Origin of the sequence: Roseovarius nitratireducens (assembly GCF_002925845.1) — a bacterium.
Lineage (GTDB): Bacteria > Pseudomonadota > Alphaproteobacteria > Rhodobacterales > Rhodobacteraceae > Roseovarius > Roseovarius nitratireducens.
Map to the genome: position 1 here is coordinate 11,764 of NZ_PDNI01000032.1, position 23,233 is coordinate 34,996.

Sequence of the window (23,233 nt, forward strand, 5' to 3'; positions counted from 1 at the left end):
CTCAGAACCGCTTGGTATAGCCGATCGAGACCGTCCGCCCCGGCGCGCGGGCATAGGCGAAGCTGAGATCGTAGGCCTGGTTGATCACCGGCGTGTAGTCGGCGTTGAAGATGTTATCGATCCCCAGCTCCACCGTGCCGCCCGCGACGTCGTAGATTTCGCCGTAGAGGTCGAAGACGAGGTAATCGTCGATATCGCTGGTGCCGCCGAACTGGGTGCTGTTGACGTTACGCTCGCCCGAATAAAGCGCCTGGAACCGGGCGCGCCATTTGTCGTTTGGTGCGTAATCGGCATAGGCAGTGATCTTGGCGGGTGCGATCCGGGTGCTGGGCAGATCCTCCTCGAAGCTGCCGTCGCCATCGAAATCAACCTCGCCCTCCAGCCATGTGAAGGTGCCGCCGAGCGTCAGCGTATCGGTCGCGTAGACATCGAGCGTAGCCTCCACGCCGTAGATCTGCTCGGGCTGTTTCACGATGTTGAGGTTCTGGTCGAACGTGGCACCGTTGTCGGATTCGTTGAAGAATACCGCGACGGTGCCATCCCAGCGATTCTGCCTCGTGCGCAGGCCGATCTCGTAATTGTCGGTCTTCTGCGCCTCGGATTTGGCCTCGCTCGTGGTGGCGAAGGTGTTGTCGGTAATCGAGCGCCCGATATCCGCCACGGTGAAGCCCTGCGAGAACCCCGCATAGAGATCGGTGCGGTCGCTGAGGTAGAGCGTGCCGCTGACATTGAACAGCGTCTCGTCGAATTCCAGCTTGCCGCCGGGCACGAAGGTGCCATCGGCCCGCGTGAAATCGCTCACGTCCACGTCGATGATCTCGTGGCGCACGCCGCCGCTCAGCTTGCCGATTTCGCCCACGGGCGCGTTGACCTGCACGAAACCGGCATAGGCGTCCTGTTCCAGGAAGGGCGAGGTGTTGGGCCCGTCGGTCGCGGTCTGCTCGGTTTCGTCGTGCAGGTAGTCGAAGCCCCAGATCACGTCGAAGCCTGACGCGCCGAGCGTCACCGGTGTTTCCACCGTCAGCCGCGCGCCGTGTTTTTTCGAGGCGATCCGGGTCTGCGAGAAGCCCGGGAACTTACTGTAAACGACGTCGATATCGGCATGGTATAATTGCAGATCAACACTGCTGCCCAGCAGATCCTCGTTGGTGTAGGTGAGACTCAGGTTGCGGTTTTCGGTGCCAGGATCGACCGGGTTGAAATTGCCGCGCAGCGCCGGGGTCTTGGTATCCGTGTCAGGATTGCCAGCAAAGCTGATCCCGGCAAAATTGCTGTCCTGCGCCATGTCGTAATAGAGCGTGCTGACCTCGAGCCTCTGATCCTCGTCCAGCTGATAGCCCAGCTTGAACATCAGGTTCGTCGTGTCGCTGTCGGCGATGCCGCCCTGCGCACCGACCGGGTCCGCCGGGATGCGGTCCCCATCGGCGTCAAAACGCCCGCCGCGCTGCAGGAACGATCCGCTGAACACGTAGTCGAGCCTGCCGGTGCGCCCCGTCGCGTTGAGGTTGGTTTCCCAGTTGAGCGAGTCGTCTCCATGCTCGGTGGAGAAGCTGAGACCGGTGCCGACTTCAAGGTTGAATTCCCCGTCCTCGGGTCGCTTGGTAATGATGTTGACTAGGCCACCGGTGGCGCCGAAGCCATACATCGCCGTGCCGCCACGGATAACCTCGACCTGCTCGATGGCCTCGCCCCCGATCGAGTTGAGCGAGCGGCGCCCGTCGCGCAGGGGCGTCGATTGCGGCACGCCGTCGATCAGCGTCAGGAAGGTGCGGCCGCGCAACGTCTGGCCGAAATCGGTGTTGGCCTCGGTGCTCTGGCTGAAGCCGGGCACCTGCTTGGACAGGATGTCGCCGATATTGTTGTCGACGCGACGCTGTTCCTGCACCGTCTCACGATCCACCACGGTGACCGAACGGGTGGTTTCATCTACCGGTGTTTCGGTCCGAGTCGCCGACTCGAGCATGATCGTGCCTAGCTCTACGGTCTCTTCTTCGCTAGTCGTCTGCGCGATAGCCGGAAACGCGGTCAAAGCTGCCAGGCAGACGGCCAAGGGCCGCTGTAGTTCCATTCCTTGATCCCCCGATCGTGATCGATTGTGTTTATGTCGATACGACTGCCTGGCGTAAGCTGGGAGATTGCCGTTCGGGTCGGATAGTGATGTTGACAAATAGAGTCAACCACTCGAAAGATTAGCACCATCTCGCCCTCAACATGCGGTTGAAAGCAGCCCGTCTATATCCAGATGAGCCTCAAGGTGATCGGACAGGGCGTGAAGCGTGTTCTCCAATTTTTCATCATAGTGCAAGCCTGAGGGTGCCGCGCCCAAACTCTGCAACCAAGCGGCGCGAAAGGCGTCATCGGTGAACATCCCGTGGAGATGACTTCCCGAAACACGCCCATCCACCGAAACGGCGCCCTCAGCTTTCCCCGAGACGTGTGCGAACGGGCGCGCACAGTCCGGCCCATCCGATTGGCCGATATGTATTTCATAGCCTCGAAACGGCAAGTTCAGTGCGGCATGTCGGGCGCTAACCTCACGCAAGCTTTTATCGCCCCCCATTTCGGTGCGGATGTTCAGCAGGCCCAGTCCCGGGGAGATCCCCGCGGGGCCTTCCATACCAAAGGTATCGGCGACCTCGCGACCTAGCATCTGGTAGCCACCGCAAATCCCCAACACATGCCCCCCGCGCCGATGATGGGCTATCAGGTCAATATCCCAGCCCTGGTCTTGGAGAAAGGCGAGATCCCCTCGCGTGGATTTTGACCCGGGAAGGATCACCAGATCCGCATCCGCCGGAATGGGGTGGCCGGGAGACAGCATAGTGACGCGCACGCCTGGCTCTTGCTTGAACGGATCGAGATCATCGAAATTTGCGATGCGGCTGAGGCGCAGACAAACCACGTGCAGCCCACTGCGCGCAGGCTGCGCGGCAACATCCAACGCATCTTCTGCGGGCAGGCGCCAGCTGTCGGCAAACCACGGGGCGATGCCAAATCCCTGCCATCCGGTCCGTTCTTCGATCATATGGTAGCCATCTTCAAAAAGCCCGGGGTCGCCACGAAACTTGTTGATAATGAACCCTCTGATCCTCGCATTGTCGGCTTGGGACAGCACTGACTTTGTTCCGACAATCTGAGCGATGACCCCGCCCCGGTCGATGTCGGCGCAGAGTATCACTGGCACATTGGCAGCTGCGGCAAAGCCCATGTTGGCGATGTCGCCCTCGCGAAGGTTGATCTCTGCCGGGCTGCCTGCGCCTTCAACAATCACCAGATCATGGGCGGTGCGCAAACGGATAAAACTGTCCAGTACCGCGCCCAGAAGCCGGGGTTTGAGCCTGGCGTAATCCCGCGCGCGGGCCGTGGTAAGCCGCTTGCCTTGCACGACGACCTGCGCGCCAATGTCCGTTTCGGGTTTCAGCAACACCGGGTTCATGTCCGTGTGTGGGGCCAAACCGCAGGCCCGTGCCTGCAGCGCCTGGGCCCGACCGATCTCGTGGTCTTCCTGCGCCACGGCGGCGTTGTTGGACATGTTCTGCGGCTTGAAGGGCGCGACTGATAGGCCACGCCGCACCGCTGCCCGGCACAGGCCCGCGACAAGCATGGACTTACCGACATTGGACCCGGTGCCCTGGATCATCAGCGCGCGGCCCATCAGAATTCGACGCCGGCCTGTGCCTTGACCCCGTCGCGAAACGGGTGCTTGACCAAAGTCATCTCGGTCACCAGATCGGCGGCCTCGATCAGCTCGGGTTTAGCGTTGCGTCCGGTCAGGCAGACATGGGTCATCGCAGGTTTCTGGTGCAGCAGGAAGTCGACCACCTCGTCGATATCCAGGTAGTCATAGCGTAGCGCGATGTTGATTTCGTCCAGCAGGACAAACTGAATCTCGGGATCGAGAATCTGCTCCTTCGCGATCTCCCAGCCGTTCTGCGCCGCCGCGACGTCACGCTCACGGTCCTGTGTTTCCCACGTGAACCCTTCGCCCGACACAAAGAACCGGCATGCCTCGGCGAAGCGTTCGCGAAGGAACGTCTTTTCGCCCGTGTCCCAGTTACCCTTTACGAACTGAACGACAGCAGCGGGCATCCCGTGGGCAATGCAGCGCATGATCATACCAAAGCCGGACGACGATTTGCCCTTGCCGGAGCCCGTATGCACGATGATCAAGCCCTTCTCCATGGTCTTGGATTCCATCATCTTGTCGCGGGCGGCCTTTATCTTCCGCTTCTTTGCCGTGTGTCGGACGTTTACTTCATTTGTCATTTTGACATCCTCGTTCTTGACAAGCCGTCGGGATTCGGACCATCTGCGTTTGTGTTGGTGCCTGTGTAAACAGGTGAAAAGGGAATGTGCAGCCGCAAGACGCGCGGTCAAGTACAGCCGCCCCCGCGACCGTGACCGGAGAGGTTGCTCAGAGCCACTGGCGTTTGCCGGGAAGGATGAGCCACCGAAGGGCTTAGGCCCGAGATCCGCAAGCCGGGAGACCTGCCAGCACAAACTGCTTGAAACCGGACGGGGTGTTCCGGTGACGGGATTGCGCCCTTTGATCGGGTTCGTTCCGCCATCTGACCCGCGTCCCATGAACATGGGACCGAGGACGTGGAAAAGAATGCCAAACGTCAGTCAGAAACTGAGTTGCTTGTTTGTATCAAATGCAAGCGACCGCACGCAGTTCCGTCAGATTCGCGCCGTCCCGGACAGGCACTCTTTGATCGCATAACAACTCTGCAAACACCCGATGGCGTGAAGATTACTGCCGTCGAGTGCCTTCAGAATTGTGATCACGGTTGCACGATCGCCCTTCGAGGGGGGAGTTCGAAATGGACTTATGTTTTCGCGAATGTCGATGAAACGGCCCATCCGGAGGTGATCCTCGCCGGGGCCAGGCAGTACCGTGACAGTACTGATGGCATCATCCCTTGGCGCGAGCGACCTGACCATTTCAAGCGCAATTGCGTTGCGCGCATTCCCCCCGTCGTCCAGCCCCAGGAGACCTGACATGACCAATCTCGCAAAGCTGTCAGTGACGGTGATCACCGGCTTTCTCGGCTCGGGAAAGACCACCCTGATCTCGCATTTGATGCGGAATCCGGGCGGTCGGCGGCTGGCCGTTGTCGTCAACGAATTCGGCGATGTTGGCGTCGATGGTGAAATCCTCAAGGGCTGTGCCATTCCCGATTGCCCGGCGGAAAACATCATGGAACTGGCCAACGGCTGCATCTGCTGCACCGTGGCCGATGACTTCATCCCGACGATCGAGGCGCTGATGGCGCTGGATCCCCGCCCGGATCACATCCTGATAGAGACCTCTGGCCTTGCCCTGCCCAAGCCGTTGCTCAAGGCTTTCGAATGGCCCGACATCCGCTCGAAGATCACAGTTGACGGCGTGATCGCGCTCGTTGATGCCGAGGCGGTGGCGGCGGGCCGTTTTGCCCCCGACGTGTCTCGCGTGGACGCGCAAAGGCTGGCCGATGACAGCCTCGACCACGATACGCCGCTGTCCGAGGTCTTCAAGGATCAGATTTCTTGTGCCGACATCGTTCTTCTAACAAAGCCCGATCTGGCTGGTCGCGAGGGCGTGGCCAAGGCACGCGAGATCATTGCCGCCGAGGCCCCGCACCCGATACCCGTTGTTGAGGTCGCCGAAGGCGCGGTGGACCCGCGCGTCATCCTCGGGCTTGAAGCGGCGGCTGAAGATGACATGGACGCCCGTCCCTCCCATCACGACGACCACGACGATCACGAGCATGACGATTTCGAATCGATCGTCGTGGACATCTCCGAACTGGCCGATCCGGCCGAGCTGGTGCGTGCCATAGAAAGGCTGGCGAATGAGAACAACATACTGAGGGTCAAGGGCTATGCCAGCGTCGTGGGCAAACCGATGCGCCTGCTGGTGCAGGCGGTCGGCGTACGGGTGCGCCATCAATACGACCGTCCCTGGAAGGCCGACGAGGCCCGCGTCGGGCGTCTGGTGGTGATCGCCGAACACGACGACATCGACCCTGACGCCATCCGCGCCGTGCTGGCCCCGGCCATGCAGGCCGCAGGGTAAGTCGGTCCCGCAGCCATGCATGTCGTCTTCCGCGAAAGCCACGGCCTCGAAGAGACGGACACTCCTACGGATCTGGGACAGGATCCGGCGGAGCTGGTGGTCCTGTCCTTTTCCGACAGTGACCTTGGCGCCTTCGCAGACGGCTGGCGGCGCGGCGGCGGGCCCGAGGGCAAGCTGCCCAGCCTGCGTCTGGCGAACCTGACGGCGCTGCGCCATCCCCTCTCCGTTGATACTTATGTCGAAAATACGCTGGCCGGGGCCAAGGGTATCCTGATCCGGTTGATTGGCGGCATGCCATACTGGGAATACGGCGTGCAGAGTGTTCTGGCGCTGGCGCAGCGCGAGAGGATCGCAGTCGCCGTATTGCCCGCGGATGGGCGGGAAGACGCGCGGCTGGACGCGGTGTCCACCTTGCCCGTCTCGACCCTGCGGCGGCTGTCTCATCTGTGCGATGCGGGCGGGGCCGTGGCGGCACAGGCCGCGCTGGCGCAGATGGCGCTGGCCGCCGGGCTCTACGCCGCGCCCGTGCGCGGGGCAAAGTCCGTCCCGGTTGTCGGTGCATGGACGCCGGAGGAGGGTGTGGCCTGTCCGGTGGCCGACATGCCCACGACCGAAGCGACGCGCGTACTGATCGTCTTCTACCGCTCCTATCTTGTGGCGGCGGATCTCGCGCCGATCACGGCGCTGGTCAGCGCCTTTCGCGGGCAGGGATATCATGTGCGCGCGCTGTTCGTGCCCTCGCTGAAAGCGCCCGATGCCACCGGTTGGCTGGCCCGTCAGGTGCGCGCCTATGCCCCGGATGCCATCGTCAACGCCACCGCCTTCAGCGGAAAGGGCTTCGGCGAGGGCTCGCCGCTCGATGTGGGCGAGGTGCCGGTCTTTCAGGTGGCGCTGGCCACCTCGAGCCGCGATGCATGGGCCGGGGCGGAGCGTGGCCTCTCGCCCGCCGATCTGGCGATGCACGTCGTCCTACCCGAGGTGGACGGGCGGCTTATGGGCGGTATCGTGTCCTTCAAAGAGCCAGACGTGCGCGACCCGGATCTGCAATTCTCCCGTTTTGCCCATAGCGCTGATGCTGAGCGTATCGACGCCGTCGTGGCCCGCGTGCGCGGCTGGCTTGATCTGGCCGCGAAACCGGTGACCAAGCGGCGTGTGGCGCTGGTGCTATCCACCTATCCCGGCAAGGACTGGAACATGGGTCATGCGGTGGGGCTGGATGCACCCGCTTCGGCCCATGCAATCCTGTCGGATCTGGCGCAGTCCGGGTATGAGGTGGACGTGGCCGCGCGGGAGCTTGAGAAGCGGCTTTTGGCGCGCGAGATGCGACTGCCGCTTTCGGAGTATGAGATACTTCTCAAGCAAATCCCGCAACGGCTCAGGAACGATCTTGACGCGACATGGGGCGCGCCCGAAGACGACGACAGTTTTATTGATGGGGCCTTTCACTTTGCGGTGCTGCGAACCGGGCGCGGGCTCGTGGCGTTGCAGCCCGAGCGCGGCACGCCAAAGCGGCGTGATGACGAATATCACGACCTGACCCGCACCCCGCGGCACGCCTATGTGGCCTTTTACCTATGGCTTCAGGGCCAGGCGGACGCGCTGATCCATATCGGCGCGCATGGCACACTGGAATGGCTGCCCGGCAAATCCGTGGCGCTGTCTGGCGAGTGCTGGCCCGAGGTGCTGACGGGCGCGCTGCCGGTGATTTACCCGTTCATCGTCAATGACCCCGGCGAGGCCGCGCAGGCCAAGCGGCGGATTGGCGCGATGACGCTGGGCCATGTGCCGCCACCGCTGCGCCAGAGCGAGACGCCCGACAGGTTGTCGCGTCTAGAGGCGCTGCTCGACGAGTTCTCGAATGCTGACGGTTTGGACCCCGAGCGCCGTGACCGGCTGCAGGCGGATATACGGGCCGAGGCGCAGGCGCAGGGGGTCGAGGACAATCTCGGGCTCGACCGCGCGGCCTGTGCCGCCGAGGCGATCACCCGGATTGATCGCTTTGTCTGCGATATTAAGGAAAGCCAGTTCGGTGACGGGCTGCATATCTGGGGCCGAGCGCCGACTGAGGCTGGTGCATTCGATACGGCGGAGTCCGCCGATGCGGAACGCTGCGCGCTACTCAACGCACTGGACGGGCGGCGGATTGCCGCGGGGCCCTCGGGCTCGCCCTATCGCGGGCGGCATGACGTATTACCCACCGGTCGCAACCTCTTCACGACGGACCCGCGCTCCGTGCCCACTCGTGCCGCCTATGCCCAAGGGGTCAAGCTGGCCGAGGAACTGGTGCGACGGCATCTGCAGGAAGAAGGAGACTGGCCGCGCGGGCTGATCGTAGATCTGTGGGGCTCGGTCACCATGCGCACCGCCGGTGAGGAATTCGCCATGGCGCTGCACCTGCTTGGGGTCCGCCCCGTCTGGGATCAGGGATCCGAGCGTGTCTCGGGGCTGGAGGTGCTGCCGATTGCCGAACTGGACCGGCCACGCATCGACGTGACCCTGCGGGTCTCTGGTCTGTTCCGCGATGTCTTCCCGACGCTCTCGGCTCTCTTTACGCAGGCCACGCGTGTGCTGGCCGAGCGTGACGAGACCCCGGACTGGAACCCCTATGCCGGTCATGATCCCGCGGCGCGGGTTTACGGCCCGGCCCCGGGCAGATTCGGGTTGGGCATGGGCGCAGCGCTGGACACATTCACGCCTGAGGCGCGCGCGCAGGCCGGGCAGGCCTGGCTCCATGCATCGGCCTGGGCGCTGGACGGGGACAGCGCGACGCATGACATGCAGGGGCTACGCACGCGTGTGGCCCAGGCCGATAGTTTCGTGCACTTGCAGGACCTGCCCGAGACAGATTTGCTGTTAGCCTCGGATTACGCCGCGCATGAAGCAGGCTTTGCCGCCGCACAGGGGATTACCGGCGGTCAGGCGCGGCTCTATCATCTGGACACGACCAATCCCGACGCCCCGCGGGCCCGTCTCCTGCCTGAAGAGATCGCTCGCGTGGTGCAGGCCCGTGCGTCCAATCCGCGCTGGATTGTCGGGATGCGGGCACATGGCTTTCGCGGTGCTGCCGAGATTGCCGCAACGCTCGATCACATGGCCAGTTTTGCGCATCTCGCGGATGCGGTCGGCCCGCATTTGTTCGATGCCTATCACGAGGCCACACTGGGCGACCCTGAGACAGAGGCTTTTCTGCAAGAGGCCAATCCCGAGGCCCATGCCGCGATGCAGGACACGTTCCGCGCGCTGCATGAGGGTGGGCTGTGGCAGACCCGGCGCAATTCCATTCTGGCAGTGCTGCAGAAAGGAATGGCAACATGACCGGGAGGAGGGCGGAAAGCGCGATCGTGAAGGGCTGGTGCCCCGGTGCGCATCGTCCGATGATGTCCGGCGACGGGCTGGTGGTGCGGGTGCGCCCTTTTCGCGCGACGCTGTCGCCTGATCAGGTTCACGGGCTCTGCGATCTGGCGCGGCGTTTCGGCAATGGCACATTGGATCTGACCAGTCGCGCCAACCTGCAGATCCGTGCCGTGGCCGAGGTAGATTTCGCCCAGCTGCTTGTCGAATTGGACGGCTTGGGCCTGCTGGATGCAGATCCGGCCATCGAAGGACATCGCAATATCCTGATGGCCCCTGACTGGACGGCAAGTGATTTGACCGACAGACTATACGGGGCTCTGCTGGATATCCTTCCTGGCTTGCCCCGACTGCCCGAGAAGATGGGCTATGCGCTGGACACTGGCGTAGAGGCGCTGCTTGTCCATGGATCAGCCGATTTCCGCTTCGAAAAGGATACCGAGGGCCGGCTGCTTCTCCGTGCCGATGGCGCGGCAAAAGGCAGGCCCGTCGAGGAATCTGACGCGTTCGCGGCTCTGTCCGAGATGGTGGCATGGTTTGTCGAATCTGGAGGGTTCGAGGCTGGCCGGATGGCGCGGCACCTGCGCGAGACGCCGCTCCCGGATGAATGGCAAGTCCAGGAACCCCGCGCCGCCGCAATGTCCCTATCGCCCGGCCCTACGGGAAGCGGCCTCATCCTTGGCGCCCCCTTCGGCAGCCTGTCGGCGGACGCATTGGACCTCGCGATGCAGGCCTCTGGCGTCACAGAGATGCGCCTGATGCTGGGCCGTCTCTTCTGGCTACGGGGCAGTAAAGCCAAGGACGCCCCAGGTTTCGTCGCTACTCCGGCTTCTGCCTTGCTGACCGCGCATGCCTGTCCCGGCGCGCCGCTTTGCCCACAGGCCACGGTCGAGACGCGTGTTCTGGCCAAACGGCTGGCAGAGCGGGTGGATGGCAGCTTGCATGTCTCCGGATGTGCCAAGGGCTGCGCCCAGCCCCGCCGCGCCGATGTCACGCTGACCGGACGAAACGGGCGCTATGACCTTGTCCGGAATGGCGCACCGTGGGAAGAGCCCTCAGCCCAGGGGCTGGCCACCGACGACCTTCATGACCTGACCAGGATCCCTTGAATGCCCTACGAATACGAAAGAGACGGCGCCGCCATTTATGCCGAGAGCTTTGCCACCATTCGTGCCGAAGCGAATCTGGCGCGGTTCCAGCCGGAAGAAGAGCGGATCGTTGTCCGCATGATCCACGCCGCCGGGCTGGTCGGGCTGGAAGAACACATCCGCTTTTCGCCGGGCTTTGCCCGGACCGCCCGCGCCGCGCTTGAGTCCGGCGCGCCCATCCTTTGCGATGCGCGGATGGTGTCCGAAGGCATCACCCGCGCGCGGCTGCCTGCCGACAATAACGTGATCTGTACCTTGCATGCCGAGGGCATCCACGACCTGGCCCGGAACATGGGCAACACCCGATCCGCCGCCGCGCTGGAATTGTGGCGGTCCCGGCTGGAGGGCGCGCTCGTGGCCATTGGCAACGCGCCCACGGCGCTGTTTTACCTGCTCAACATGCTCGAAGATCCGGCCTGTCCTCGTCCGGCGGCCGTCATTGGCTGCCCGGTGGGCTTTGTCGGCGCGCGCGAAAGCAAGGACGCACTGTGGGCGGATCAGCCGGTGCCGTGCTGTATCGTCGAAGGCCGTCTTGGCGGCAGCGCCATCACCGTCGCGGCCATCAATGCCATCGCGAGCCGCGAGGAATGAGCGGCGGCGTGCGCACGCAAGGCACAATCTGGGGCGTCGGGCTGGGCCCCGGCGACCCCGAGCTGATGTCGGTCAAGGCGGACCGGCTGTTACGGGAGGCTTCGCATGTGGCTTATTTCCGAAAGACGGGCCGTACCGGCCAGGCGCGGCGCATCCTTGAGGGCCTGCCGCGCGCGGATGCGGTCGAAATTGCCATGGAATACCCGGTGACAACCGAGATTCCCTTCAGCGATCCGCGCTACAATGAGATATTATCCGCCTTTTACGAAGAAAGCGCCGCGCGCCTTCGCGCCCTGTCGGAGGCCGGGCAGGCCGTGGTTGTCGTAAGCGAAGGGGACCCCTTCTTCTACGGCTCCTTCATGCATCTCTATTCCCGGCTCAAGGACAATTGCCCGGTTGAGGTCGTGCCCGCGATTACCGGCATGAGCGCTGCCTGGACCGCAACCGGTGTACCCATCACATGGGGCGACGATGTGCTCAGCGTGCTGATGGGCACCTTGCCCGAAGACGCTCTGGTCGAGCACATGGCCCGAGTCGATGCGCTGGTGATCATGAAGATCGGCCGCAATCTCGTGAAAATCTGCAACGCACTGCGCCGCGCCGGCCGGTTCGACGCGGCGTGGCTGGTCGAGTATGCCGCGATGGCTGATCAAACCGTGCAAAAGCTGTCCGAGGCGGGCGACCGAGTGGCCCCTTATTTCTCGATCATCGTGGTGCATGGCAACGGGAGGCGCCCGTGACAGGATCGCTCGTCATTGCCGGGCTCGGCCCCGGCGCGGAGGCGCTGGTGACGCCAGAGGTCAGCTATGCCCTCGCGCAGGCCACCGACGTGGCGGGCTATATTCCCTATGTCGCCCGCGTGACGGAACGGCCCGGGCTGAGGCTGCACCCGTCCGACAACAGGGCCGAGATTGACCGGTCGCGGTATGCGTTGGAGATGGCCCTTGCGGGACGCCATGTCGTGGTTGTCTCGTCGGGCGATCCCGGGGTCTTTGCCATGGCCGCTGCCGTGTTCGAGGCGGTGGAGGCCGGACCTGCCGAATGGCGCGATCTGGAAATCCGTGTGCTGCCCGGCATCACTGCCATGCTGGCCGCCGCGGCGCGCGCGGGGGCCCCGCTGGGACATGATTTCTGCGCCATCAATCTCAGCGACAATCTCAAACCCTGGGCGCTCATTGAAAAACGGTTGCGGCTGGCGGCTGAGGCGGATTTCGCCATGGCCTTCTACAATCCGCGTTCCAAATCCCGGCCCGAGGGATTCGCCAAGACATTGCAGATCCTGCGGGAAAGCTGCAACGATGCACGGCCCGTCATCTTTGCCCGTGCTGTCTCGACACCGGAAGAGGAGATCCACGTGGTGCCGCTCACGAACTGCAAGCCAGAAATGGCCGATATGCGCACCATGGTTCTGGTGGGGTCCTCCACCACCCGCATCATACAGCGCACGGGCGCGCCAATTGTCTATACCCCCAGATCGGTAGAGACATGACCCAGCCAGCGCATCACTTCTGGAATGGAATGCGCCTCGGGACGTGCCGGAATGCCGGGGCGGTCGATCATAAGGACCGACAGACCCAGTTCCCGCGCGGCGAGGATCTTGGCCTGCGCCCCGGCGCCGCCCGCGTTCTTGCACACCAGCAGATCGATGCGATGCTCCGCCAGAAGCGCGCGGTCGCCCTTCAGCGTAAAGGGCCCACGAGCCAAAATCACCTCTGCCTCGGGAAAGCCCAGCGGCTCCGCCGGCGAGTCCACCAGCCTAAGCAGATAGGTATGTTGCGGATTGGCGGTGAAGTCCTGCAAATGCATGCGCCCCACGGCCAGCATGACCCGATTTGGCGGACACTCGAGCGCCGCCACTGCGCCCGCGATGTCGGGCACATGGGTCCAGCGATCCCCGGGCGCGGCCTGCCAGGGCGCGCGGGTCAGGGCGATGAGCGGGATTCCGGTCCGTTCACAGGCGTCGATGGCATTGCGGCTCATCTGCGCAGCAAAGGGATGGGTCGCATCGATCACATGGGTGATGGCGTGCTCGCGCAGATACCACGCCAGGCCTTCCGCTCCGCCAAAGCCACCCACCCGCATCGGCACGCCCTGCGGCGTGGGACGCTCCACGCGCCCGGCCATGGACACGGTGCCGGACAGGCCCGCCTCTGCCACAGCGTTGCACAGACTGCGACCTTCGGTCGTGCCGCCAAGGATCAGGAGGTTTGGGCGCATGTCTGAAACTCCTTGGTTGACCTTAATCGGTCTGGGTGAAGATGGACCAGACGGGCTGTGCTCTTCAAGCCGTGACGCGCTGGCGTGGGCCCGCTGCATCATGGGTGCAGAACGCCACCTGTCGCTCCTGCCCGATGGCGCGGCTGAACGGATCGTTTGGCCTGTGCCATTTTCCGGCGGTGTCGAGCAGTTGATGGCACGGCGCGGACAGCCCACGGTCGTTCTGGCCTCGGGCGATCCGTTCTGGTTCGGGGCCGGGACGACGATCGCCCAGCGTCTGGACCGCTCGGAATGGCGCGCCTTTCCGGGGCGGTCGAGTTTTTCGCTGGCCGCCGCGCGGCTGGGCTGGGCGCTGGACCGCACACTGTGCCTTGGCTTGCATGCCGTGCCGCTCGGTCGCCTGCGCCCACACCTCGCGGTTGGACGCCGGATTATCGTCACGCTGCGCGACGGACCAGCCGTCGGGGCGCTTGCTGGCTATCTGGATGGCTGCGGTTTCGGCGCTTCGAACTGCACCGTGCTCGAAGCTCTCGGCGGCCCAAGGGAACGAGTCACCGCTTGCACGGCCGACACTCTGGCGGGACGCGAGTTTGCGCATCCGGTCTGTGTGGCCGTCGAGGTTGCGGGAATGGGCGTGGCGCTGCCGCTCACTGCCGGGCGGCCGGACAGCTGGTTCAAGAGCGACGGGCAGATCACCAAACAACCCATTCGCGCGATGACGCTCTCGGCGCTCGCCCCACTTCCGTTCGAACATCTTTGGGATATCGGCGGCGGCTCCGGCTCCATCGGTATCGAATGGCTGCTGTCCGATCCCACCCTGACGGCGACGGCAATCGAGCCTAGCTGCGACCGGACCGCGCGGATTTGCGAGAATGCTGACAGGCTGGGCGTCGACCGGTTGAGGGTAATCGAGGGTAAGGCTCCCGACGCGCTCCAAGGCCTCGATAAACCGGATGTGGTATTCGTCGGCGGCGGGCTGTCGCCTGAACTGCTGGCCTATCTGGAGGCGCTGCGCCCGGGCACGCGGTTGCTGGTCAATGCGGTGACGCTGGAAAGCGAGGCACAGCTGACACAGACGCATGCACGGCTTGGCGGCACGCTCATGCGACTCGAGATCGCCAGTGCCGCGCCGATCGGTCCACGGCGCGGCTGGCGCGCCGCCTACCCTATCGTGCAATGGAGCCACATCCTATGATCGTCGCGGGGTTCGGATTTTCGACTCGTGCCGACACGGGCAGTCTGCGCGAAGCTCTGGCGCGGGCCTGTGAGGCCGCCGGTATTGCCGCGCCCGATGCGCTTTCCACTGCAGAAGACAAGGCGGCAGCGCTCGGCCCGCTAGCCAAGGGTCTCGGGCTGCCGGTACATCCGATCCCGCATGAGAGCCTCATCATCCAAGTAACACAGACGCACTCCGAGCGCGTCGCGGCAGAGCGGTCCACGGGCTCGGTCGCCGAGGCCGCCGCCCTGGCCGGTGCCGGCCCCGAGGCCCGGCTGTTGACCTCACGTCAACACGCCGAGGACCGCCTTGCCAGTTGTGCCCTAGCCAAAGGAGCCCCTTCATGACCGTTCATTTCGTCGGTGCCGGACCCGGCGCCCCGGACCTGCTGACCCTGCGCGGGCGCGACATCATCGCCAAATGTCCGGTCTGCCTTTATGCTGGTTCTCTGGTGCCGCAGGCGATCCTGGACCATTGCCCGTCGGATGCACGCATCGTGAACACCGCCGCGATGGACCTTGGGCAGATCATCGCCGAGATCCGTCGCGCCCATGACGCCGGTCATGATGTTGCGCGGCTGCATTCCGGCGATTTGTCGATCTGGTCTGCCATGGGCGAACAGATGCGGCGGCTTCGGGCCGAGGGAATCCCGGTTTCCGTCACCCCAGGAGTGCCCGCCTTCGCCGCGGCCGCCGCCACGCTGGGGACGGAGCTGACCCTGCCGGGACTGGCGCAGTCGGTGGTGTTGACCCGGACATCGGGACGCGCCTCATCGATGCCCCAAGGTGAGACGCTGACCAATTTCGCCGCCACAGGCGCCACGCTGGCGATTCACCTGTCCATCCAAAACATCGCCCGTGTTGTCGGGGAACTTTCCCCCGCTTACGGCGCGGATTGCCCAATCGCCGTCGTCTATCGCGCCAGCTGGCCGGACGAGACGATCCTGCGCGGCACGCTGGCCGACATCCGGGGCAAGCTGGGCGAGACTATCCAGCGCACCGCGCTGATTCTTGTCGGCCCGGCCCTAGCCGGCGAAGGGTTCGACGAAAGCTGCCTTTATGCCGTGGATTACGATCGCCGCTACCGTCCACAAAGTGCGGACAGCCCTTGGGCTAGCTGGAACGAAGAGACGGAAAATGGGTGAACACACATGAAAGGTCTGCTGATTTCTGCGCCCTCATCCGGCACGGGCAAGACCACGGTGATGCTTGGTCTGCTGCGGGCGCTGGCAGACGACGGGTTCGTTGTCCAGCCTTTCAAGTCTGGGCCGGATTACATCGACCCCGCCTTCCATAAGGCGGCCTGCGGGCAATTGAGCTTCAACCTCGATGGCTGGGCCATGGGTCCGGCGCTGTGGCAGGCGATCACCGCACGTGCGCACGGCGCGAGTATCTGTGTGGCCGAAGGGTCGATGGGCCTGTTTGACGGGGTTGCAACGCGTGGCCAGCAGGGCTTTGGCAGCAGCGCCGAAACCGCGCTCGCCATGGGTTGGCCGGTGCTGCTTGTGCTAGATGTCGGCGGACAGGCGCAATCCGCAGCCGCCACGGCCCTGGGGTTCCGCAGCTACCTGCCCGACCTGCCGTTTGCCGGGGTGATTCTGAACCGCGTGGCCTCGCCCCGGCATGAGCGGCTGACGCGACTGGGGATGGAGCGCGCGGGGCTGCCGGTGCTGGGGGTGCTGCCAAGGCGGGGCGATTTGACCTTGCCCGAACGGCATCTCGGTCTGGTTCAGGCGGTGGAACATCCCGATCTTGATGCCGCGATTGCGAGCTATGCCAGTTTTCTACGCGAGCATGTGGACCTGGCAGCCATCCGCGCAGCGGCAAAGGGTAGGCAACTGCCCGCCGACCCGCCCGCCCTGCCCTGCCCCCCGGCGCAGCGCATCGCCATCGCGCAGGATGCGGCGTTTTCCTTTACTTATCCGCATCTGCTGGAAGGCTGGCAGGCGGCGGGGGCCGAGATCCTGCCCTTTTCGCCGCTCGCCGATGAGGCACCGCACGCAGACGCCGATCTCGTCTGGCTACCCGGCGGCTATCCGGAACTGCACGCCGACAAGCTGGCCGCGGCCGAGACCTTCCGCGCGGGCCTGCGACGCCATGCCGAGACCCGCCCCGTTCATGGCGAATGCGGCGGCTACATGGCGCTTGGTGAGGCACTGATCGACAAGTCGGGCACGAGGCACAAGATGGCGGGGCTGCTCGGTCTTGTGACCAGTTACGAGAAACGCAAATTCCACCTTGGTTACCGCCGGGCAGTTCTGCAGGCACCACTACCCGGTTTTGCGCCAGGAACCGCCTTGCGTGGGCACGAGTTTCACTACTCCACCATAATTGAACAGCCCGATCCGGCGTTGGCGGACGTGCGTGACGCAGATGGCAATCTGGTGCCTGAAACAGGCTCGTATCGGGGCAATGTCTCCGGCACGTTCTTTCATCTGATCACGCAAGAGGAATACGCATGACAGGCTTTGTCAGCTTTGTAAGTTCAGGGCCAGGAGACCCGGAGCTCTTGACGCTCAAGGCGGTGGACCGGCTCAAGCGGGCAGACGCGGTTCTGTTTGATGACCTCTCGTCTGGCCCGATCCTGAGCCATGTGCGCAAAGGGGCCGATCTGGTGGGTGTGGGTAAGCGTGCCGGACGGCCTTCACCCAAGCAAAACCATGTTAGCCGTCTTCTCGTCGACTACGCACAGCTGAACCAACGAGTAGTGCGGCTTAAATCCGGCGACAGCGGGATTTTCGGCCGACTGGAGGAAGAGGTCAACGCGCTAAGAGAAGCTGCCATCCCTTACGAAATCATTCCCGGCGTCCCGTCTGCCTGCGCCGCAGCTGCAGCTGTCGGAATCCCGCTGACTCGTCGCCTGACGGCACGGCGGGTCCAGTTTATCACCGGGCATGACGTCACGGGTCAGTTGCCTGAAAACCTGAATCTCGTCGCTCTCTCCGACCCATTCGCCTCAACTGTCGTGTTCATGGGCAAGCGAACATTCCCCAAACTGATATCCCTTCTTTGCGACGCCGGTCTCCCCGAGACCACGCCCGCCATGCTGGCCGAAGGCGTCAGTACCCCCGAACAGCATATCGAACGCCACACGGTGCGGTCCCTGGCCGAGCAACTGTCGCGCGACATCAGCGAGAAACCGGCGCTGATCCTTTATGGGCCGCTGGCCAGATGACCGACCGCACGATAACCGTTACCGTCTGTTCCTCTTGCCCGCTGGGACGCACAGCATTCTCCGATCAATTGCGGGATCGTCTCGAGATGGATCCGCACCCACCGAGGGTGACGACGCGTGAGTGCATGTCGGGCTGCGCCCGTCCCTCCACTCTTGCGGTCAGGGCGCCGGGTAAGACCGCCTACCTCTTCGGCGATTTGAGCGAAGACGACGTGCCGCTGATCGAGAACTTCCTGCGCCTGTATCGCGAGTCGGACACCGGGGATATTGCCGATGCGCGTGTTCTTGAAGACCTGCGTTTCAAGGCAATCGCACGGATCCCGGGGTGAAGTGGGCCGTCATATGCGGTCAGGATGTCGCTTGTCGTCTGAACTCATCCGCGTTTGGCATTGACGGCGCGGTCGCCGAAAGGACATAGATTGAACGTGGCGTCCCACTCGGTCTTACGATTGGGACTTAATACGGGAACAGGGAAACAGAAAGCGAAACGAACCCCCGACCGCCCCCGCGACTGTATGCGGCGAGCGACCTTTCGTTAGACCACTGCCGGAGCCAAGGCGTCCGGTGGGAAGGTGAAAGGCCCGCAGCGACCCGCGAGTCAGGAGACCGGCCACAGGAAACGTAACTTGAATCGCCGTCGGGTGTGACGGCAAGGAGAAAACAATGACGCAAGTTATCGCCAAAAGAACTGGAACCCAGACCAAGGCATTCAGCATTCTGTTCGTCGCCATCATGGGCGCGGGTATCGTGTTCTTTTCCGGCCACGCCCAATCGGCGGCGCTGCACGACGCGGCCCATGATATGCGCCACGCGACCGGCTTCCCCTGTCACTAAGCGAACAAGGAAAATCCGATGTTGATGCGCATGCTGGCCGGCGGGCTAATCGCCGGCTTTGGCGCAGGGCTGTTCGCGGCCGTGTTGCATTTCGCCTTCGTGCAGGAGCTCATTCTCCGCGCGGAACTTTATGAAACCGGGGAGCTGGTCCATTTCGGCACAGGTGCCGGTGGTGATGAGACCGTGGCCATTAGCGATAACGGCCACGATCACAGCCATGGCGATGCGGACGGCGCCGACTCCTCAACCCTCGCGCGCAACGTGATGACCATGCTCTTCACCGGGCTGATCTACGCGGGCTACGGGCTGGTCCTGGCCTCAGCCTATCAGGTTGCCGGGCTGTTCGGGCGACAGATTTCGTTGCAACAGGGCATCCTCTGGGGCATCGCGGGCTTCGCCTCTTTCCAGTTGGCGCCGGCGATGGGGCTCGCGCCCGAGTTGCCGGGGACCACTGCCGCAGATATCGCGCTGCGCCAGATCTGGTGGCTCGGCACCGTCCTGGCCACGGGTGCGGGACTGGCGCTGATCGGCTATGGCCGCAGCCTGCCTTTTGTCATCGGCGGTGTCGCCTTGCTTGCCCTGCCCCATGTCATCGGGGCGCCAATGCTTGAGGGCTTTCACGGCATCGCGCCGCCGGAACTGGCGGGCGAATTCTCGGCTCGCGTGCTGGGCGTCGGTCTGGCGGTCTGGGCGTTGCTCGGTTGGCTTACCGCGCGGTTCGCAGCTCCTGAAGCGGCCTGATCAGGGTGGTAGCGATGGTTCGAACTTCACAATGATCCGTGATCTCTGGCTCATCGGTATCGGCACCGGAAGCGAAGCGCATGTCACCCTCCAAGGCATGCAGGCGCTTCGCGACGCGGCGGTTATTCTGCTTCCACTCAAGGGAGAAGAAAAGGAAACGCTGGCGATCCTGCGCCAGCGCATCATCACTGCAAGCCGAACCGACGCCCAGGTTCTGACCTTCGATTACCCGGTCCGCGACCCCGCCCTGCCCTATCTGGAAAGGGTGTCGGCCTGGCACGACGAGATTGCGCGGAGGTGGCAGGCTGCAATGGAGAACGCGGCGGCAATTGGCCCGGTCGCACTTCTGGTCTGGGGAGACCCTTCGCTTTACGATAGCACGTTGCGTATTGCCGCAAGGTTAACCCCGAAACCATCTGTTCGTCTCATACCCGGAATTACTGCGATACAGGCATTGACAGCGGCCCACGCAATCCCGCTGAATTCGATCAATGGGCCTGTGCATATCACCACGGGGCGACGATTGCGCAGTTCTGGTGTGCCTTCGGGGGAAACGACGGTTGTCGTGATGTTGGACGGACAGTGCTCGTTTCAGGAACTCGATCCAGAGGGGCTGCATATCTGGTGGGGGGCCTATTTGGCATCTGAAAACGAGATTTTGATCGAAGGTCCGCTCCATGAAGTGGGCAACGAAATTGTCCAAAAGCGCGCCGAGGCCCGTGCACGGAACGGTTGGATTATGGATAGCTATCTTCTCCGTCGAGAAGACAATCCTTCACGCCTGTTTTGACCTGGTATTCGATAGCGTTAAGGTGGGCTATCACCTACAGTTCTTCTGCGCCCAGCCCAAATTGTCGCGTGAAGTTCGGACAAGCAAAAGAGTGGAATTCCGTCCCAACCCGAAATGACCCGACTGTCGTGAAAGGACGAGTTTCACTGGCAGGAAGAGGGTTAAATCGCATAGATCACCCGATCCGCCCCAACACCGGAAACGCATCGAGCAGCCAATAGGAAAGCGCGCTCAACTGTCCGGTGATCATGGCCAGACCCATCAGAATCATCACCACGCCCGCGCCCTGATGCAGACGGTGCCCCACGCGACCCACTCCGCGCAGACGACCTGTCAGGCGGTCGGTGAAGGCGGCGACAACAAGGAACGGGACGCCAAGCCCGGCGGAGTAGATCGCAAGGAGCGCCACGCCCTGCCCGATCGTTGCACTTGTCGCGCTCGCCGTCAGGATCGCGCCAAGGATCGGGCCGATGCAGGGGGTCCAGCCAAAGCCGAAGGCGAGCCCAAGCACGTAAGAGCCCGGGGGGCGTCCTCCCGGCAGATCGACGTGAAACCGAAAATCCCGCTCCATCGCCTGAATACGTGCCGCCCCCAGCATGAAGAGCCCGAACAGGATGATGATCCCACCGCCGAGGAAGTTGAGCTCATACCGCCAGCGCAGCAAGGATTGTCCGAGGGCTGTGGCCGAGGCCCCGAGGATCATGAAGATCGTGGAAAAACCCAGCACGAACCAGAGGCTTAGCCAGACGACCTGACCGCGCCGGGGTGCCACCGCGCCGCCTACCGAGCGCCCGGCGATATAGGAGACATAGCCGGGCACCAATGGTAGCACACAGGGTGAGACAAAGGATATCGCACCCGCCAGAAGGGCCGCGGTCATCCCGATGAGCGAGAGGTCAGCCATGCGTCACCTCCAGCGTTCTCTGTCGCCATGGCCACCAACCAAGAGCATAGGAATAGGCCGCAGTCGGAATGACCACCCATTGCAGGATCGGGCTCAACCCTGCATCGATCACGGGAATGACAGGCATGAGATCGCGGTAAGCCCAAGCCTCATGGATCTCGATGTTTAGCCATTCGCTGAAGATCGTGTAGCCGACACCGAAGATCAGCGCAGCAAGGAGAATGCTGGGCCCTTGCGTCTGCGGCCACGTGGGTCGGCCGAACAGCAAGAGCGCAAGAAAGAAAGTGCTGAGGGTGGTCAGGATATCGCCCCCGGTGCAGTGCACCGCCGCGAAGACGATCTCCCCGGGCGCTCCGGTCAGCCAGATCGTGTAAAGCGGAATATGCGCGAACTCCCAGAGCAGGTGCGCAATGGCGGAGAATACGAGATACCGGCGCAGGATGACCAGCCAGTTGCGCGTCTCCGCCACATGGGTGAACGGGATTGCCGTCATTGGAATAGTCCCAAGATGCTGTCGAACCAGCCAGGCTCCGGGGGTGGTGCGTTAGCCAGCTCGCTAAGGTACAGGATGAGATTCACGTGGCCAAACCCGGTGCCGTGGAAAATGGCAGTATGTCGCCCGCCCCGATCAATGATGTGAACCATTGGCGTGCTGCCATTGCGATCAGAAAGGGCGGAAAAGTTCGCCCTTGTTTTGACCGCGTCTCCCTTCGACGTTATCGCATGCCAATTCGCTCGATCCCAGCCAACTCCTGTGGCGGGGCCAACGGTCAGGAAAGTAACCCACTCGCGCATCGGGGTGATGTTTACCCCCTCCTGCACCTTGCGCAGCAGCGCCTGCTGGGCCTCGCACGGCGCGCCGCAGCCCTCGGGCGCGAAGGTGACCACGACGATCCGGTCCTGCCGGGCTTCCAGCCGCAGGACTCCGCCATCGGCATCGGTCCCGCGCAGACGCGGCGTGCGCCGCAGGTCGGTCGGCTCGAACGCAGGTTCCCGCTCGGCCATCACCTCGTCGATCCGCTCGCCTGGATGATGCGCGATTGCCGAACCTGCCGGGAACAGGATGGCCAAAATGAACAGGATGCGTCTCATTCCGCGTTCCCCGGCCCGGTCGCGGTCACGCTCAGAACCGGCACCTCGACCGTGATCTCCCCGGCATTCTCGAAGGTCAGGGTCAGCGGAAAGGTGCTGCCCTCCTCCAGCTTCCCGGTCAGATCCATCAGCATCAGGTGCATTCCTCCGGGGGCGAAGGTGACGGGTGTGCCGGGGGTGAGATCGAGTGCTTCGATATGGTTCATGCGGGAGACGCCGTTGGTATCCGTTACAGTGTCATGCAGCATCACATGGCCCGCCGCGGGCGTTTCAAGCGCCGTGAGCTGGTCCGCGATATCGCTTTCCAGCGTGAGGTATGCGGCGCCGGGGCGGCTGGCCAGGATGCTGGCGCGGGCCCACGGGTCTGTGACACTCAGATCGGCGGCGGCGAGAGTCGGGAGGGCCGCGCAGAAGACGGCGAGCGCAATGGGTTTCACGATGATGATCCTGTCGCTTGAATGAGAGCCGATAGATTTTCGGCAAAAGTTTCAGCGGGCGCGTCACCCTCCAGCCAGACATCGACGAAGCCGCCGTCGGGGGCCATGACATAGATGTGTCCGGAATGGGCCATGGTGTAGCCGTTGGGTGCGGTGGTATCCTCGGCGCGCTCGTACCAGACGCGGAAATTGCCTGCGGCCTCAGCGATCTGCGCCTCCGTCCCCGTGAGGCCGACCATGCGGGGATGGAAGGCTTCGACATAGGCGGCCATGACGTCGCGCGTGTCGCGGGCCGGGTCCACCGTGACGAAGATCGGCGTTACCTGCGCGGACTTGGGGCCGAGTGCGTCCATCACCTGCGCCATGTAGGCCAGCGTTGTCGGGCAGATATCCGGGCAATGGGTAAAGCCGAAGAAAACCAGCTGCCACTGGCCGTCGAAGTCGTCCGCCGTCACCGATCGTCCGGTATGGTCGGTCAGGGTATAGGCATTGGTGATCGCCGCCTCGCCGGTGACGCGGGGGCCGGGCAGGTCTCCCGGGGTCTGTGCCCGCCAGAGGAACGCGGCCCCTAGCGCGACGACAGCAACGCCGGTCATTGCCCAGAGACCGCGACGGATGCGGCTCAAGCCGCCACCGTTCGAAGTTTGGTTCATGTGATCGGGCCTTTCAAAAAGTGGGAC

The 23,233-nt window shown here is 63.5% G+C and carries 25 protein-coding genes and 2 riboswitches; of the genes, 16 read left to right on the top strand and 9 right to left on the bottom strand.

The features are described from left to right. Position 1: 1 nt before the first annotated feature. From CRJ03_RS06445 to cobO, 3 genes are all read right to left on the bottom strand, one after another. Positions 2–1,963: a TonB-dependent receptor gene (locus tag CRJ03_RS06445; RefSeq protein WP_165375269.1), complete on the bottom strand. Its 1,962-nt coding sequence runs from the start codon at positions 1,961–1,963 to the stop codon at positions 2–4. A gap of 243 nt (positions 1,964–2,206) precedes the next feature. Further along, on the bottom strand, positions 2,207–3,655 hold the full coding sequence (locus CRJ03_RS06450; protein WP_104018081.1) for a cobyric acid synthase: 1,449 nt from the start codon (positions 3,653–3,655) through the stop codon (positions 2,207–2,209). Further along, complete coding sequence (gene cobO, locus CRJ03_RS06455; RefSeq protein WP_104018082.1) at positions 3,655–4,266, bottom strand: cob(I)yrinic acid a,c-diamide adenosyltransferase; 612 nt, start codon at positions 4,264–4,266, stop codon at positions 3,655–3,657. The genes CRJ03_RS06450 and cobO overlap by 1 nt, the downstream gene beginning before the upstream one ends. Positions 4,267–4,304: 38 nt before the next feature. Further along, positions 4,305–4,510, top strand: a riboswitch (cobalamin riboswitch). A 92-nt stretch (positions 4,511–4,602) separates the two neighbouring features. On the opposite strand from cobO, the gene CRJ03_RS06460 reads away from it, so the two are divergent. The 7 genes from CRJ03_RS06460 to cobJ are packed head-to-tail and all read left to right on the top strand — an operon-like array spanning position 4,603 to position 12,637. After that, positions 4,603–5,001 (top strand): DUF1636 family protein, encoded by a 399-nt coding sequence (locus tag CRJ03_RS06460; RefSeq protein WP_104018083.1) that lies wholly within the window; start codon positions 4,603–4,605, stop codon positions 4,999–5,001. Between the two features lies 1 nt (position 5,002). Further along, a complete protein-coding gene (gene cobW, locus CRJ03_RS06465) occupies positions 5,003–6,058 on the top strand; it encodes a cobalamin biosynthesis protein CobW (RefSeq protein ID WP_104018084.1) in 1,056 nt (351 codons plus the stop codon). A 15-nt stretch (positions 6,059–6,073) separates the two neighbouring features. After that, positions 6,074–9,373 carry a cobaltochelatase subunit CobN gene (gene cobN / locus CRJ03_RS06470; RefSeq protein ID WP_104018085.1) on the top strand — a complete coding sequence of 1,100 codons (3,300 nt, stop codon included), beginning with the start codon at positions 6,074–6,076 and terminating at the stop codon, positions 9,371–9,373. Between the two features lie 59 nt (positions 9,374–9,432). Continuing rightward, the gene (locus tag CRJ03_RS06475; protein WP_240611583.1) at positions 9,433–10,518 is read left to right on the top strand and encodes a ferredoxin-like domain-containing protein; all 1,086 of its coding nucleotides are present in this window, start codon (positions 9,433–9,435) and stop codon (positions 10,516–10,518) included. Further along, positions 10,519–11,148 carry a precorrin-8X methylmutase gene (locus tag CRJ03_RS06480; RefSeq protein WP_104018087.1) on the top strand — a complete coding sequence of 210 codons (630 nt, stop codon included), beginning with the start codon at positions 10,519–10,521 and terminating at the stop codon, positions 11,146–11,148. Then, a complete protein-coding gene (locus CRJ03_RS06485) occupies positions 11,145–11,888 on the top strand; it encodes a precorrin-2 C(20)-methyltransferase (protein ID WP_104018088.1) in 744 nt (247 codons plus the stop codon). Before CRJ03_RS06480 ends, CRJ03_RS06485 begins: the two co-directional genes overlap by 4 nt. Beyond that, positions 11,885–12,637, top strand: coding sequence for a precorrin-3B C(17)-methyltransferase (cobJ, locus tag CRJ03_RS06490; protein ID WP_104018089.1), 753 nt, complete (start codon positions 11,885–11,887; stop codon positions 12,635–12,637). The genes CRJ03_RS06485 and cobJ overlap by 4 nt, the downstream gene beginning before the upstream one ends. Here cobJ and CRJ03_RS06495 read toward each other — a convergent pair. After that, positions 12,610–13,365, bottom strand: coding sequence for a cobalt-precorrin-6A reductase (locus tag CRJ03_RS06495; RefSeq protein WP_104018090.1), 756 nt, complete (start codon positions 13,363–13,365; stop codon positions 12,610–12,612). The genes cobJ and CRJ03_RS06495 overlap by 28 nt on opposite strands. On the opposite strand from CRJ03_RS06495, the gene cbiE reads away from it, so the two are divergent. From cbiE to cobF, 9 genes are all read left to right on the top strand, one after another. Next, on the top strand, positions 13,364–14,560 hold the full coding sequence (gene cbiE / locus CRJ03_RS06500; protein WP_104018091.1) for a precorrin-6y C5,15-methyltransferase (decarboxylating) subunit CbiE: 1,197 nt from the start codon (positions 13,364–13,366) through the stop codon (positions 14,558–14,560). The two genes, CRJ03_RS06495 and cbiE, sit on opposite strands and share 2 nt — an antisense overlap. Continuing rightward, positions 14,557–14,928 (top strand): cobalamin biosynthesis protein, encoded by a 372-nt coding sequence (locus CRJ03_RS06505; protein ID WP_104018092.1) that lies wholly within the window; start codon positions 14,557–14,559, stop codon positions 14,926–14,928. The genes cbiE and CRJ03_RS06505 overlap by 4 nt, the downstream gene beginning before the upstream one ends. Then, on the top strand, positions 14,925–15,725 hold the full coding sequence (gene cobM / locus CRJ03_RS06510; protein ID WP_104018093.1) for a precorrin-4 C(11)-methyltransferase: 801 nt from the start codon (positions 14,925–14,927) through the stop codon (positions 15,723–15,725). Before CRJ03_RS06505 ends, cobM begins: the two co-directional genes overlap by 4 nt. A 6-nt stretch (positions 15,726–15,731) precedes the next feature. Beyond that, positions 15,732–17,042, top strand: coding sequence for a cobyrinic acid a,c-diamide synthase CobB (locus CRJ03_RS06515; RefSeq protein ID WP_104018094.1), 1,311 nt, complete (start codon positions 15,732–15,734; stop codon positions 17,040–17,042). Next, positions 17,039–17,755: a uroporphyrinogen-III C-methyltransferase gene (cobA, locus tag CRJ03_RS06520; RefSeq protein WP_104018095.1), complete on the top strand. Its 717-nt coding sequence runs from the start codon at positions 17,039–17,041 to the stop codon at positions 17,753–17,755. The genes CRJ03_RS06515 and cobA overlap by 4 nt, the downstream gene beginning before the upstream one ends. Continuing rightward, positions 17,752–18,084 (top strand): DUF1636 family protein, encoded by a 333-nt coding sequence (locus tag CRJ03_RS06525; RefSeq protein WP_104018096.1) that lies wholly within the window; start codon positions 17,752–17,754, stop codon positions 18,082–18,084. The genes cobA and CRJ03_RS06525 overlap by 4 nt, the downstream gene beginning before the upstream one ends. Positions 18,085–18,164: 80 nt before the next feature. Next, a riboswitch (cobalamin riboswitch) is annotated at positions 18,165–18,384 on the top strand. A 34-nt stretch (positions 18,385–18,418) separates the two neighbouring features. Beyond that, positions 18,419–18,589: a CbtB domain-containing protein gene (locus CRJ03_RS06530; RefSeq protein ID WP_104018097.1), complete on the top strand. Its 171-nt coding sequence runs from the start codon at positions 18,419–18,421 to the stop codon at positions 18,587–18,589. Between the two features lie 18 nt (positions 18,590–18,607). Next, entirely contained in the window at positions 18,608–19,330 is a 723-nt protein-coding gene (locus CRJ03_RS06535) for a CbtA family protein (RefSeq protein WP_104018098.1), read from the top strand. Between the two features lie 31 nt (positions 19,331–19,361). Next, on the top strand, positions 19,362–20,120 hold the full coding sequence (gene cobF, locus CRJ03_RS06540; protein WP_104018099.1) for a precorrin-6A synthase (deacetylating): 759 nt from the start codon (positions 19,362–19,364) through the stop codon (positions 20,118–20,120). Positions 20,121–20,295: 175 nt separating this feature from the next. On the opposite strand, the gene CRJ03_RS06545 is transcribed toward cobF, so the two are convergent. The 5 genes from CRJ03_RS06545 to CRJ03_RS06565 are packed head-to-tail and all read right to left on the bottom strand — an operon-like array spanning position 20,296 to position 23,206. Next, positions 20,296–21,024, bottom strand: coding sequence for a cytochrome c biogenesis CcdA family protein (locus CRJ03_RS06545; protein ID WP_104018100.1), 729 nt, complete (start codon positions 21,022–21,024; stop codon positions 20,296–20,298). Continuing rightward, positions 21,017–21,517, bottom strand: a complete 501-nt coding sequence (locus CRJ03_RS06550) for a hypothetical protein (RefSeq protein WP_104018101.1) — start codon at positions 21,515–21,517, stop codon at positions 21,017–21,019. The genes CRJ03_RS06545 and CRJ03_RS06550 overlap by 8 nt, the downstream gene beginning before the upstream one ends. Next, positions 21,514–22,116: a cytochrome-c oxidase gene (locus tag CRJ03_RS06555; protein WP_104018102.1), complete on the bottom strand. Its 603-nt coding sequence runs from the start codon at positions 22,114–22,116 to the stop codon at positions 21,514–21,516. Before CRJ03_RS06555 ends, CRJ03_RS06550 begins: the two co-directional genes overlap by 4 nt. Then, complete coding sequence (locus tag CRJ03_RS06560) at positions 22,113–22,553, bottom strand: copper chaperone PCu(A)C (protein ID WP_104018103.1); 441 nt, start codon at positions 22,551–22,553, stop codon at positions 22,113–22,115. The genes CRJ03_RS06555 and CRJ03_RS06560 overlap by 4 nt, the downstream gene beginning before the upstream one ends. Continuing rightward, the gene (locus tag CRJ03_RS06565) at positions 22,550–23,206 is read right to left on the bottom strand and encodes an SCO family protein (protein ID WP_104018104.1); all 657 of its coding nucleotides are present in this window, start codon (positions 23,204–23,206) and stop codon (positions 22,550–22,552) included. The genes CRJ03_RS06560 and CRJ03_RS06565 overlap by 4 nt, the downstream gene beginning before the upstream one ends. Between the last annotated feature and the right edge of the window lie 27 nt (positions 23,207–23,233).

Coding starts and splice junctions, on each gene's coding strand:
- CRJ03_RS06445 (WP_165375269.1), bottom strand. CDS start 1,963: ATGCTCGAGTCGGCGACTCGGACCGAAACACCGGTAGATGAAACCACC.
- CRJ03_RS06450 (WP_104018081.1), bottom strand. CDS start 3,655: ATGGGCCGCGCGCTGATGATCCAGGGCACCGGGTCCAATGTCGGTAAG.
- cobO (WP_104018082.1), bottom strand. CDS start 4,266: ATGACAAATGAAGTAAACGTCCGACACACGGCAAAGAAGCGGAAGATA.
- cobW (WP_104018084.1), top strand. CDS start 5,003: ATGACCAATCTCGCAAAGCTGTCAGTGACGGTGATCACCGGCTTTCTC.
- cobN (WP_104018085.1), top strand. CDS start 6,074: ATGCATGTCGTCTTCCGCGAAAGCCACGGCCTCGAAGAGACGGACACT.
- CRJ03_RS06475 (WP_240611583.1), top strand. CDS start 9,433: ATGATGTCCGGCGACGGGCTGGTGGTGCGGGTGCGCCCTTTTCGCGCG.
- CRJ03_RS06480 (WP_104018087.1), top strand. CDS start 10,519: ATGCCCTACGAATACGAAAGAGACGGCGCCGCCATTTATGCCGAGAGC.
- CRJ03_RS06485 (WP_104018088.1), top strand. CDS start 11,145: ATGAGCGGCGGCGTGCGCACGCAAGGCACAATCTGGGGCGTCGGGCTG.
- cbiE (WP_104018091.1), top strand. CDS start 13,364: ATGTCTGAAACTCCTTGGTTGACCTTAATCGGTCTGGGTGAAGATGGA.
- CRJ03_RS06495 (WP_104018090.1), bottom strand. CDS start 13,365: ATGCGCCCAAACCTCCTGATCCTTGGCGGCACGACCGAAGGTCGCAGT.
- CRJ03_RS06505 (WP_104018092.1), top strand. CDS start 14,557: ATGATCGTCGCGGGGTTCGGATTTTCGACTCGTGCCGACACGGGCAGT.
- cobM (WP_104018093.1), top strand. CDS start 14,925: ATGACCGTTCATTTCGTCGGTGCCGGACCCGGCGCCCCGGACCTGCTG.
- CRJ03_RS06515 (WP_104018094.1), top strand. CDS start 15,732: ATGAAAGGTCTGCTGATTTCTGCGCCCTCATCCGGCACGGGCAAGACC.
- cobA (WP_104018095.1), top strand. CDS start 17,039: ATGACAGGCTTTGTCAGCTTTGTAAGTTCAGGGCCAGGAGACCCGGAG.
- CRJ03_RS06525 (WP_104018096.1), top strand. CDS start 17,752: ATGACCGACCGCACGATAACCGTTACCGTCTGTTCCTCTTGCCCGCTG.
- CRJ03_RS06530 (WP_104018097.1), top strand. CDS start 18,419: ATGACGCAAGTTATCGCCAAAAGAACTGGAACCCAGACCAAGGCATTC.
- CRJ03_RS06535 (WP_104018098.1), top strand. CDS start 18,608: ATGTTGATGCGCATGCTGGCCGGCGGGCTAATCGCCGGCTTTGGCGCA.
- cobF (WP_104018099.1), top strand. CDS start 19,362: ATGATCCGTGATCTCTGGCTCATCGGTATCGGCACCGGAAGCGAAGCG.
- CRJ03_RS06545 (WP_104018100.1), bottom strand. CDS start 21,024: ATGGCTGACCTCTCGCTCATCGGGATGACCGCGGCCCTTCTGGCGGGT.
- CRJ03_RS06550 (WP_104018101.1), bottom strand. CDS start 21,517: ATGACGGCAATCCCGTTCACCCATGTGGCGGAGACGCGCAACTGGCTG.
- CRJ03_RS06555 (WP_104018102.1), bottom strand. CDS start 22,116: ATGAGACGCATCCTGTTCATTTTGGCCATCCTGTTCCCGGCAGGTTCG.
- CRJ03_RS06565 (WP_104018104.1), bottom strand. CDS start 23,206: ATGAACCAAACTTCGAACGGTGGCGGCTTGAGCCGCATCCGTCGCGGT.